Genomic DNA, 12,694 nt, shown 5'->3' on the forward strand with positions numbered 1-12,694 from the left:
TTTACCCAAACTTATTGAATTGTAATAATATTGGGTTCTCCCGCCTTAACAACACCCGTCTTATTCAGCTTCACCGAGACTCCCTCAGGAAGATTCGAGAAGATCACCGGAGTGATTATGGATTTCGCATGCTCTTTCACATAATCGAGATCCACCTCCATAATCGGCTGTCCAGCTGAAACAAGGTCTCCCTCGTTCACAAGCACTTTAAAGCCTTGTCCTTTTAACTTGACTGTATTGACACCTATATGAACAAGCACTTCTTTACCGCCATCAGACATAATGCCGATTGCGTGTTTGCTTGGGAAGACATTAAATACTTTACCGTACACTGGAGATGAAATCTTTCCATCGTGCGGTAATACTGCAAATCCATCTCCTGTCATTCGTTCAGCGAACACGGGATCAGGTACATTTGAGATGTCCATCAGTTCACCATTGACGGGAGAGACAATATCTTCAAGAATAACAGCATCACCATCTTGTGCAGCTTCTTGCTCCACAACTGCTGGCTTCTCGATAACTGTATCCTGAGAAGTATCTTTAGAATTATCTTTAGAAGCTACAGGAGTCTTTCCAGATATAATATCCTGAATCTGTGACTTAATCGTATCCGAACGGGTTCCAAAAATTGCTTGGATATTGTTCCCTACTTCGAGTACCCCTGACGCACCTAATTGTTTCAAACGAGTCTTATCTACATTGTCTTTATCCTTAACTTCAACCCGCAGACGTGTAATACATGCATCCAAATGTGCAATGTTAGACTGTCCACCAAGGGCAACCAAAATGTTATTTGGAAGCTCATCCTTGCTAGTCCCTCCTGAATTCGTGCTCTCCTCATTCTCAGAAGGCGCTTCGCGTCCAGGCGTTTTAAGATTGAATTTCCGGATAACAAATCGGAAACCAAAGTAGTAAACTACCGCCATTACCAAACCGACAATGATAACATTCCACCATGGTGTCCGGTTTGGAATAACACCGAAAATCACGTAGTCAATCAAACCACCAGAGAACGTCATTCCAATCTTTGTGCTTAGAAGGTGCATAGTCATAAAGGATAGACCTGCAAATACTGCATGCACCGCAAACAGCAAAGGTGCTACAAAGAGAAATGAGAATTCAAGCGGCTCTGTAATACCTGTCAAGAAGGAGGTAAGAGCAGCAGAACCCATAATACCGGCAACAAGTTTCTTGTTCTCCGGTCTAGCCTCATGATAAATGGCAAGTGCTGCAGCTGGAAGACCGAACATCATAAACGGAAACTTACCCGTCATAAAGGTACCTGCTGTGAATTCCACACCATCTCGAAGCTGAGCCATGAAAATATTCTGGTCTCCTCGTACGTACTGACCAGCCTGATTCACATATTCCCCGAACTCGAACCAGAACGGAGAGTAAAAGATGTGATGCAGTCCAAAAGGAATTAACCCCCGCTCCACAACGCCGAATATAAACGCAGAAAGTGTCATATTCTGCTCAAGCATAAAGTGGGAGGCTGTGTTCAATCCGGATTGGATCGGCGGCCAGATGATTGTCATCAGCAAGCCCAGTAACACAGATAGCACTGCTGTCATAATGGGTACAAATCGCTTACCTGCAAAGAATCCTAAGTACGACGGCAGTTCAATCTTATAAAATCTTCGATACATACTAGCCGCCAAAATACCAACGATAATACCACCGAATACCCCTGTGGCAAGTGTAGGAATGCCTAACACGCTAGCATAGGCATTATCAGAACCGATCATAGAATCAGTAACACCAATTACTGATCCCATTGTCACGTTCATGACAAGGTAACCGATAATGGCAGCCAGGCCGGCAACTCCTTCACCGCCAGCTAATCCAACAGCTACACCGACAGCAAACAGTAAGGACAAATTCGTAAAGACGATCTGTCCCGAGTTCATCATAACGGTTGCAATCGATTGAACCCAGCTAGTGTCGAGCCAAGGGACGTATTGAAGAAAGTCAGGGTTGACCAGCATATTACCAAGCCCTAGTAGTAAACCTGCCGCAGGCAGAATGGCTACTGGTAACATGAGAGCCTTCCCGACTCTTTGCAAGACCCCAAAAAGCCGTTTAAACATAAGTTTTTTCTCCCTTTCATCTTGTTGTATGAGCTTGGTGTCGAAGCAAAACTTCAAACCGAAAAAAAGGCATGAGCATACACCAGGATCTCGGTCCATTTCTAAATCTTCATGGGATTAGATTACCCATAAAAGCTTAGAAACAACCAAAAATGTCCTGTTATACACTCATGCCTGATCGAATCAGTTACACGTTGATTTGTAGTTTAACTTCATTACTGAACCGTATTATAGCACCCATGATTTCGGTTTTCAAGCGCTTGGAATATGTTTTTTTGAATCTTCATCTACTATTCATTTTGCTCTTTCTTTTGTGCAAGTCGCTGTAAATGAATCGTCAGATACCCCGCTTCTGCAGCATAAATCGGTTTTTTTAAACGATGCTCCATCATCTTGGTAAGTTTCCAAGCCAGCGCATACATTTCAGGATACTCTCGCTTAAGCAGATCATCAAGTGAATCTGTTTCTTCCACGGGTTCTCCACGACGTACTCTTTCGAGTGCAAACCGAAGATGTGTTATTAATCTGGAATAATCCAATGAATCCCTCGGGATATTATATTCCATTTTTTCTTCAACCATTTGAACTAGGTCAGACACAAGCTCGGAATATTTCCTTACTTCTGAAATATGCTGATTCGTCAATGCCCCGTGAAAGTGAAGTGCGATAAATCCAACTTCGTCCTCTCCAAGATCTACATGCAATCGGTTCTTGATCGTGTTTACAGCATACTCTGCCATTTTAAACTCTTCAGGGTATAATTCCCTTGTCTCATATAAAAAAGGATTATGAATAACTAGCCCTTGAGCAATACGTTTAATGGCAAAGGCAATATGATCAGTCAAAGCAATGTGAATATGTTCATTCAGCGGTCCATTACCTGACTTGGAAGCATGAAGAATAATATCATTCATCGCTTCTATCAATGGTTCATCAATCTGTGGAACGAGCTGCTTGTACTGCTCCTGTTCCTCAGGCTTGGTCAAAATAAACATTTTTTCCACGGCTGAGAGAGGGATTACATCTTTCGTTTTGCGATTGAATCCTATCCCTTTACCAATGACAACAACCTCTTCATGTTCTGGATGCTTAGCAATAATTACATTGTTATTTAAAACTTTAGCCACTTGTAGGCTGCTCACATCACGCACCTCTTTTGATCACACTATACCCGCAATCTTAACAGATAAGCGGCATTTCAGCAAAAGGAAAGGCCGCCCATAGAATCGAGCAGCCTGATTTTTGATTATTCGGTGTCTATATTCGTCTTCTGAGTGACTACTTCTGGTTCGATCGCAACCGGCTTTTGTACCGGTGTGACAGGACGCTTCGTAAAATTCTGAATCAATTGCTCAACATCGATTCCTGATACACTTTTCAGCATTTCAGGGGCAGTAGCCATCAATTCTGTTACATAATTACTAACCCGCGCGGCTCCTTCACCTTTGCCCGTATCGACCACCGTCAACTTATCAATGGACGAAATCGGCTCAGCAATTTTACCTGCAAGCTCTGGAAGCATATTAACAATAACATCGAGAATTGCTGCCTCTCCATAATTCTTAAATGCTTCTGCCAGCTTCTCTTTCGCTTCCGCTTCGGCTAAACCACGCAGACGGATAACTTCTGCCTCTGCTGTACCTTTTGCACGTTCTGCGTCTGCCTCTGCTAAACCATCAAGTCGCTTTTGTTCGGCGGATGCCTTGGCCTGTGTTTCGATGGAGTACTGAATGGCATCAGCTTCACGCATTTTACGAGCTTTATCGGCTTCTGCTGCCTGTTCCACTGCATAACGATCTGCATCGGCCTTTTTCTTCACTTCAGCATCATATTGTTTCTGGCGGACCATGATTTCTTTATCTTGAAGATCAATCTCACGCTCTTTCCGAACGAGTTCTACCTTCATTTGCTCTTCAACCATTGTCTGTTTAGCACGAGCCTCTTGAATATGATAGGCCTGGTCCGCTTCCGCTTTCGCAGTATCCTGATCTTTCTTAAAGGATGCAACCTTCAGTTCCTTTTCTTTGGCTGCCTCTGCAATGTTCGTATCACGTAATAACTCTGCTTTCTGCCCTTCTTCTTCTGCACGTGCCTTTTGAATACGAGCATCACGCACCGCTTCCGCTTCGGCTATTTCTGCATCACGCTTAACGGTAGCAATTCTCGGCTTACCAAGCGCTTCCAGATAACCATGCTTATCACGCACATCTTTAATGGTGAAGGAAACGATTTGAAGACCCATTTTCTTCAAATCGCGTGCAGCGACCCCTTGAACTTCCTGAGCAAATTTATCTCGATTCCTATAGACTTCTTCCACTGTCATGGAACCTAGGATAGCACGAAGGTGACCTTCAAGCACTTCTTGTGCTTCGCCCTTAAGAGCTTCAATTGGCTTACCCATGAATTGCTCAGCTGCTGTTGCAACATCTTCAATAGAACTTCCCACTTTAATGATCGCAACCCCATCCGCCATAACCGGAACACCCTGTTCCGTGTAAACTTCTGGAGTCATTACATCAAGCTTGTGTGACAAGAGCGAGACAAATTCAGATTGTTGGAATACAGGTAAAATAAATGCACCGCCACCACGAACAATTTTGATCTTACGGCCCGTTTCATCATCAGAAATATGCTTGCTTCCAAGAAAAGACCCAGTAACAATCATAGCTTCATCTGGACTAACCGTCTTATAGCGAGCCCAGAAAGCTAACCCCAATACAATAATAACCCCTACTACAATCGACGGAACAACTAAAAATTCTGGCATGCTCTCAATCATCTCCCTTTCGTTCTTCCAGCTCGGATACTCTAAGAACACCCTCTGCTATGTCCACAATGACGACCCGGACTCCAGCAGCAACCGGCTTTTTGTCAAAACTGGAGGCAATATGTAATGTGTTCCCAGCTCCTACCTTTACCATAACTTCACCAAAGCCTTGTGCAGGTACCGGTACTGTCACTTCACCAATCCGTCCGGCCATTTCTCGAATCGAGAAGCCGGTAGAATTCTCACTATTCTCCATCGGCCGCACATAACCAAAAAACACAGCAATGGATATCAAAATGGCGATAAGAACAGAAAGAACGATCTGTGGCACTGAGGACAAATCCGTGTATTTCTCGAGCATAATGCCCGTGCCTCCGAATACAGTGACTGCAGTAGCCAGTACAACCGGTTTTAAAAAATCGACGGATAGGAAATCAAGCACTCCATCCAGCGCACCAGAAAGTACATCCCCTAGCAGTACTGTCACAATGGCAAACAAAACACCTCCAACCAGACATCCCCAAAACAGTGCCTCCATGTTGACTGCCTCCTTCAGAATCCCTTACTGTATATAACAATTAATACGTATCAAAGTTCAAAACGGTTTCAAATATTTACCTAGTTTACATGAATATCTCTAATATATATCATAGATTGGCTGAAACCATGACAAAAGAGGCTGTCCCAAAAAATTTAGGTCTTACGGGTTGGCCTCGTTTGTTGTTGTGAGATGCTCCGCGTACGAAACGTTCCTCCCCTCGCTGTTGCCCCCAAATTTCCGGGAATTATTCTAGCAAGGAAGAAATTCGGGGGCAAAGGCGACCGCTACCGCTGGTCCGGAATCGTTTCGTTCTCTCCGCTGCTTCGTGCATATCCATTCAACAGACAACGCAAAGAAACCGCCCTTTGGTAGAATGGAAGCGACTAAGCCACCATCTATAAAGGAGCGGTTTCATTTGTACATTCAATATTCCATCAATCAACTTACCTTCAATGAATTTAGAGGAAGACATCCCCGAAAACCATCTTTCCCGACTCGTCAACATCGCTGTTAATTGTCTGGTACGGAAAACCAATTCACTATTGGGTACAGTCTACATCAGCGACCTACGGATACTCGCTGTCTGAAGCCACATTTAGAGAAGGTGAACTCTACGCTAGGGAAACTCCCGAGCACTGTCATTGCGGATGCGATATGGTCGCGAAGAAACTACAGTTATTTGGAAGACAATCAGATTCAGGCCGTGGTGAAGTACAATATCACATAGAGAAATCAAAGAAGTGGAAAGAGTATATTAACCGGATCGCCAACTGGACGTATGACGAAGCAAGTGATACCTGGTGTTGTCCAGGCGGAAAGATCTTAAGGTTTCGCTATGAGAGGAAACAATGCACGGAAAGTGGCTATGAAATCAAGAGCCGACACTACCGAAGTGAAGACTGTAGATCCTGTTCGTTAAAGAGCCGATGCACGAAAGCCCAGAGGAATCGGGAGATGCTTGTCCAAAGTAAGCCTAGAGGTCGGATGGCTTTCGCTTGCCCACAATCTGTTAAAGTGGGCGACAATAAATCAAAAAAGTCCAAGCTAGAAACTCCTATAGAGTCTGCCTTCGACCTTTTTGTATAAATTAGATGAAGAAGCTATCCCTAAGTAAAAAAATCTACTTTTGGGACAGCCTCTTTTATTTCTTTTAACACTAGAGAGACATTTTATAAATACTCATTACATCTTCACGCTGCAGTTTACGGAAGTTCCCGAATGGACCGAAGCGCATTGTCTTATCCACCATTAATTCAAAATTGCTGTCATCAATATTATAATCACCAAGTGTGCTAGGAGCTCCGATAGACGTCCAGAAATCGCGTAAAGCTTGGATTCCCTCTAGTCCGATCTCCTTATCTGACTTACCAGCTGGGTCAATGCCGAATACGTTTATAGCCAAGCGCTTAAAGCGAGCTACATCGACATCTATATTGTGTTTCATCCAATTCGGGAACAGAATAGCAAGCCCGCCGCCATGCGGGATATCGTAGACCGCGGATACCGCATGTTCTATATTATGGGTTGCCCAGTCTCCACGAAGTCCCATATTGATCATTCCATTGAGCGCCATTGTTCCACAGTACATAATCGTCTCACGAAGTTCGTAGTTTTCTAAGTCCTCGATAAGCTTTGGTGCGGTTTCTATAACAGAGCGTAGAATCGTCTCACAAAAACCATCTTGAATCGGGGTATTCGTATCCAGATGGAAATAGTGCTCCAATACATGTGACATAATATCGACCATGCCATAAACCGTCTGATCTTTTGGCAAAGAAAAAGTATGCGTTGGATCAAGAATGGAGAATGCCGGGTTTGCCAGTATACTTCCCCATCCCAGTTTTTCCTTGGTCATCTCATTCGTAATAACCGATCCACCATTCATCTCTGATCCCGTAGCAGCCATCGTCAACACTGTACCGAGCGGTAGAGCAGCTTGCGGGACGGCCTTTCGTTCCACAAAGTCCCACATATCTCCTTCATACTTCGCGCCTACAGCAATTGCCTTGGAGCAATCAAGAACACTTCCCCCACCAACAGCAAGGATTAAATCAATATGATGTTCACGGCACAGCTCTACACCCTTATGAACTGTAGATAGACGTGGATTCGGTTCAACACCACTTAGTTCGGTTACCTCTACACCGATCTCATCTAATAGAGATATGACCTGTTCATAAAGTCCACTGCGTTTAATGCTTCCCCCGCCATAAACTAGAAGCACCTTTTGACCATAGTTAGGTACTTCGTTCTTCAATGAGCTCAGCTTGCCTTTACCAAAAATTAATTTGGTCGGATTATAAAATTCAAAAGGTCCCATACGTTTTCCAACCTCCATTAATGTAATCGAATTGTGATATAACTATCTAATTATACTATTCTACCTGCCTCAAAACAAAACAGCCGCGATTCCCACATAGGAAACCACGACTGATAATGAATTACTCGCCACTTCATAAAACTCCATAAAACGCAGGATATTACGCTTACTCTGCTGAATATCCCATGCTAGCAAGGAAGCGTCTAAAAGCCAGCATTCCTTCTTCTGTATGCTTATAGACACCAGCCTGTTCAAGAATCGTAGTGAAAATATCGCCAACTTCAGCGCGGATCAGCTCTACTGCTTGATCCTTTGAAATGCCATCTTTCGTGCGATCCTTCAACTGATTAATCCACTCAAGATGAACGCCTAAAGCATGATCCGACGCATGAGCTGCTTCATACAATTTGCTATCTCCTGCTAAAATATCCGCGATTTGATCCAGCTCCACCTTTAGTCTTCCCGGAAGTATAGCTAACCCCATCACTTCGATCAAGCCGATATTTTCTTTCTTAATATGATGCATTTCACGATGAGGATGAAAAATCCCTTCCGGATACTGTTCATTCGTCCGATTATTACGAAGTACCAGATCCATTTCATATCCACCTTCAGCATTTCGACGTGCAATAGGAGTAACGGTATTATGACGGATTCTCTGTCCTTCAATCTCGCTCTGAGCCTCGATATCCACGTAAGGATCGCTATAACCTTTCCATGCCTCATAAATATCGTTAGCACATTCCAAGAGCACACTTCGATCCTGTGAAGATAAGCGAATGACCGACATCGGCCACTTCACAATGCTTACAGAAACATCCGGATAACCCTCATGTCTAAATCCAGCAACTTTTGGTGCCATTTGAATCGGGAAGGTATGTCTACCACCCTGAAAATGATCATGTGTCAGAATGGACCCGCCAACAATCGGCAGATCTGCATTCGAACCGAGGAAATAATGGGGATAAGCATCAACAAATCCAAGTAATCGAGCCAGTGTATCTTTTGTTAATTTCATAGGCACATGGTCATGATGGAGTACGATACAATGCTCGTTATAATAAACATATGGAGAATATTGAAACAACCACTTTTCACCGTTTAATTCCAGTGGTAATACTCTTAAATTTTGCCGAGCAGGGTGATTAACCCGTCCCGCATAACCAACATTCTCCCGACATAACTGACACTTCGGATATATAGGAGGAGGAAGTAGCTTCGCCATCGCGATCTCTTTCGGGCTCTTTTCTGGCTTCGAAAGATTAATCGTGATTTCAATATCACCATACGCGCTTGTATGCTTCCAGTATTCATTCTTGGATACCCGGTCCATACGAATGTAGTTGGAGTCGATACACAGCTTATAAAACTCGCTAGTTGCAGCCTCGATCCCTTGCACCTGCTCCGTATTCCGGAAAGCACGGACAACCTCAGAAGGGCGAGCCATTAAGCGACCCATTATTTTAGCATCAAGCAGATCTCGATACGTATCTGTATTCTCAGGGATCAAACCGATCGAATGACCGTAATCAATCAATACATCTACAAATGATTGAGGACTATCAACTGGCTCATCATTTACCTGACCAGCATATGGTTCACTAAATCCGAAATCCTCCAGGAGTAGATTACGACTATAATCATAATCTGCTTCCTGAATTAATCCCTTCCTAAGAGCAAACAAGACTAGACGTTCAACCGCATGCAGCACTTCGCTGACTTCGGGTATTCTCGTTGTCAGATTCTCCATTCCCAGTCCCCCTCTAGTTGTCGCCATATCCGTTCGGGCGACTATTATGCCATCTCCATGCGCTTTCGATAATATCTTCAAGCTTGTTACGGGAAGGATTCCAACCTAGTACACTTCTAGCTTTATCAGATGATGCAACCAAAATAGCCGGATCTCCAGCACGACGGGCTTCCATAACAACCGGAATTTCCACCCCTGTCACTTGCTTAGAAGTTTCTATAACTTCTTTAACAGAGAAGCCTTTACCATTACCTAAGTTAAACACATTACTATCTTCACTACGGCGCAGGTAATCAACAGCTCTTAAATGCGCATCAGCCAGATCGCTTACATGAATATAATCACGGATACAAGTACCATCTGGTGTCGGATAGTCGTCACCGAATACTGAAATATGAGCACGTTGTTTCAGCGCCGTCTGAAGCACGAGAGGAATTAAGTGTGTCTCCGGACGGTGATCCTCACCGATTTTGCCACCTGCATGGGAGCCCGCAGCATTGAAATATCTTAATGATACGTACTTGATGCCGAGCACCTGATCAAACCAAGACATCATTCTTTCCATCATCAGCTTGGTCTCGCCATACACATTCGTTGGGTGTGTGCGATCCTTCTCGTCAATCGGCACTTTCTCCGGTTCACCATACGTTGCCGCTGTTGAAGAGAACACGATTTTTTTCACACCAGCATCATTCATCGCTTCCAGCAAGCAAAGCGTACCATACACATTGTTGTCGTAGTATTTAACTGGATTCTTCATGCTTTCCCCTACAAGGGAGTTGGCAGCGAAGTGAATAACAGCATCGATTTCATTTTCAGCGAATAACTTCTTCAATAATGCCTTATCTCGAAGATCTCCTTCATAAAGCTTTCCACCAAGCAGCGCTTCACGATGTCCTGTCTCCAGACTATCAATCACAACAACTTCCTCACCGCGGTCAAGCAGCTCCGCAACCGTATGGGAACCAATATACCCAGCACCACCCGTTACAAGTATCGCCATTTTACAACGCCTCCTCTATTTCATGTACGCCCTGACCAACACCGCACACATAGAAATCTGGTTTCAGTCCGGTTCTTGATTCGTAATTGTGTGCAACTTGCTCAATCACGCTATCAACCTTATCCTCATGGACCAGCGCTACAGTACATCCACCAAATCCAGCTCCCGTCATACGCACACCCAAGGTACCTGACTCTCTCTGGAATTCTTCGACCATCGCATCTAGTTCATCACCGGTTACTTCATATAAATAACGCAAGGAATCATGGGATTGATTCATATACTGACCGAAGGAATCGAGATCACCTTTTTTCAGCGCTTCTACCGAATCAAGCACGCGTTGATTTTCCTCCACAACGTGCTTCGCGCGGCGTCTTACCGTCTCATCAAGAATGCTATCTTGCAGTGTTTCGAATTGATCTGGCTTCAGCTGCGCCAAATACTGAAGAGCAGGAATTTCTTTTTGCAAAATTTCAAGAGCCTGATCACACTCACTACGACGTTCATTATATTTAGAATCGATAAGACCTCGGCGTTTGTTGGTATTGGCAATCACAATTTTATAAGCTCCCGTCTCAAAAGGAACAAGCTCGTACTCCAGCGTATCGCACATCAGCAGAATAGCGTGGTCCTTACGCCCGTTAGCTACCGCAAACTGATCCATAATACCGGAATTAACGCCCACAAACAGATTTTCAGCTTTCTGTGACAACTTCGCAATTTCAACCGTATCTGTCTCTTTACCTTCCATGGACAAAAGCGCATAAGCGGTAACAACTTCAATTGAAGCAGAAGAGGAAAGTCCTGCTCCGTTCGGGATATCGCCATGATAGAGAAGGTCATAACCCTTACTAAGTTCCAAGCCCATCTTCTCTAACTCTTTGATCACCCCTACTGGGTAATCGGTCCACTGATCGCTTTTACTTCCGAAATCATCTTGGATTGAACCAACAACTTCATATGGAATATTCGTTGAGGCAAAGGATATTTGCTGATCATCACGTTGTCTGATAATAAGCGTTGTACCGAATTCAAGCGCTGCTGGAAGAACATATCCACCATTATAATCCAAATGCTCTCCAATCAGATTTACACGTCCTGGTGCGTTAAACACCCGGTATACATTGTTACTCTCACCATATTTTTCGACGAACTTCTTTATTAGCTGCTGTGTATTCATCCGTTAATCACTCCATCCTATGCATATGGTAGTTCTGTTATCCATAGTATAAAAGATTCATCAAAAGAGGGTAATGCAGTCTTGTGTGTTACATATGGATAAATGTGACCTTACGTTGTAAACTATTTATAAAATCAATGTACTTCCATGTACAATTCCCCCGTGAAAAAGGCAGGTTACACCATGACTAAAAAGGAAAGCTACGCTGTAGCTTCAAGCCCGGTTCATTCTAACTCCAGTGTACTAAAGGTACTGTTCGCCGGTGAAAGCCAGACGAAACCAGATCATGCATTAGGGCCGAAAATATATGACTACTATTTACTTCATGCCGTTGAAGCTGGACAGGGAACCTTTCGTACGGAAAGCGACGTGTTTAATCTTGGGCCTGGAGACTGCTTTCTCATCCACCCAGGACAACTAGTCAGCTATGTATCTAATCCATCGGATCCATGGAAATATCGATGGGTCGCATTCACTGGAGATGCAAGTCATGATTTAGTGGAGTCTGCGGGCTTTCTTCCAGACTTCCCTGTTCTACACTCTTCTGAAATGAGTCAAGTACCAACGTATATACAACAAATACAGGAACGATTTCACACAAAAGAGGAGAGCTCTCATACAGCCGCTATTGGATATCTTCATCTTATCTGGGCTGAAATCATGAACCATACGAGTCGCCCGCTTCAGCTAGAGGTCGTAGAGCCTCAGGTCCAGCGGACAGTGAAGCAAATGATCAACTATATGACTTCTCAGTATGCGCATCCTGTCTCAATCGAGCAGATGTGTACAAGCCTTGGTTATAATCGAGCATATTTGTCCCGCATATTCAAAAAAGAAACGGGTATTTCTCCTGTAACATACCTGCTTAAGCTAAGAATTGATCAGGCAAAGCGACTTCTTCGCGAACGCCCTGAGCTCTCTGTTGAGCAAGTTTCCGCGTCGGTCGGATTAACCGATCCCCTCTATTTCTCAAGGCAGTTCAAGCGTTTCTGTGGACAATCGCCATCAAGTTACCGCAAAGACATCACTGGCTTATAAAC

9 protein-coding genes and 1 pseudogene are annotated in these 12,694 nt (G+C 43.9%); 2 read left to right on the forward strand and 8 right to left on the reverse strand.

Annotation, left to right across the window (positions count from 1 at the left end; translation table 11 throughout):
- Positions 1–11 precede the first annotated feature (11 nt).
- From ptsG to AC3WJJ_RS07915, 4 genes are all read right to left on the reverse strand, one after another.
- Positions 12–2,093: a glucose-specific PTS transporter subunit IIBC gene (ptsG, locus tag AC3WJJ_RS07900; RefSeq protein WP_492539414.1), complete on the reverse strand. Its 2,082-nt coding sequence runs from the start codon at positions 2,091–2,093 to the stop codon at positions 12–14.
- A gap of 290 nt (positions 2,094–2,383) precedes the next feature.
- Positions 2,384–3,235 carry a glucose PTS transporter transcription antiterminator GlcT gene (gene glcT, locus AC3WJJ_RS07905; protein WP_492539416.1) on the reverse strand — a complete coding sequence of 284 codons (852 nt, stop codon included), beginning with the start codon at positions 3,233–3,235 and terminating at the stop codon, positions 2,384–2,386.
- 104 nt (positions 3,236–3,339) lie between these two features.
- Entirely contained in the window at positions 3,340–4,860 is a 1,521-nt protein-coding gene (gene floT, locus AC3WJJ_RS07910; protein ID WP_492539418.1) for a flotillin lipid rafts scaffold protein FloT, read from the reverse strand.
- A gap of 4 nt (positions 4,861–4,864) precedes the next feature.
- The gene (locus AC3WJJ_RS07915) at positions 4,865–5,398 is read right to left on the reverse strand and encodes an NfeD family membrane protein (protein WP_422660242.1); all 534 of its coding nucleotides are present in this window, start codon (positions 5,396–5,398) and stop codon (positions 4,865–4,867) included.
- A 523-nt stretch (positions 5,399–5,921) separates the two neighbouring features.
- On the opposite strand from AC3WJJ_RS07915, the pseudogene AC3WJJ_RS07920 reads away from it, so the two are divergent.
- A pseudogene (locus tag AC3WJJ_RS07920) lies at positions 5,922–6,449 on the forward strand (transposase); the annotation flags it as partial.
- Positions 6,450–6,557: 108 nt separating this feature from the next.
- Here the strand turns inward: AC3WJJ_RS07920 and AC3WJJ_RS07925 are convergent.
- From AC3WJJ_RS07925 to AC3WJJ_RS07940, 4 genes are all read right to left on the reverse strand, one after another.
- Complete coding sequence (locus tag AC3WJJ_RS07925) at positions 6,558–7,721, reverse strand: iron-containing alcohol dehydrogenase (protein WP_492539420.1); 1,164 nt, start codon at positions 7,719–7,721, stop codon at positions 6,558–6,560.
- A 166-nt stretch (positions 7,722–7,887) separates the two neighbouring features.
- Positions 7,888–9,471 (reverse strand): UDP-glucose--hexose-1-phosphate uridylyltransferase, encoded by a 1,584-nt coding sequence (locus tag AC3WJJ_RS07930; RefSeq protein ID WP_492539638.1) that lies wholly within the window; start codon positions 9,469–9,471, stop codon positions 7,888–7,890.
- A gap of 13 nt (positions 9,472–9,484) precedes the next feature.
- Positions 9,485–10,474 (reverse strand): UDP-glucose 4-epimerase GalE, encoded by a 990-nt coding sequence (galE, locus tag AC3WJJ_RS07935; protein WP_492539422.1) that lies wholly within the window; start codon positions 10,472–10,474, stop codon positions 9,485–9,487.
- 1 nt (position 10,475) lies between these two features.
- Positions 10,476–11,654, reverse strand: coding sequence for a galactokinase (locus AC3WJJ_RS07940; RefSeq protein ID WP_492539424.1), 1,179 nt, complete (start codon positions 11,652–11,654; stop codon positions 10,476–10,478).
- A 183-nt stretch (positions 11,655–11,837) separates the two neighbouring features.
- Between AC3WJJ_RS07940 and AC3WJJ_RS07945 the strand changes: the two genes are divergently transcribed.
- Positions 11,838–12,692: an AraC family transcriptional regulator gene (locus tag AC3WJJ_RS07945; protein WP_492539426.1), complete on the forward strand. Its 855-nt coding sequence runs from the start codon at positions 11,838–11,840 to the stop codon at positions 12,690–12,692.
- Positions 12,693–12,694: the final 2 nt, after the last annotated feature.

This window comes from Paenibacillus sp. FW507-14B1B (assembly GCF_058781425.1).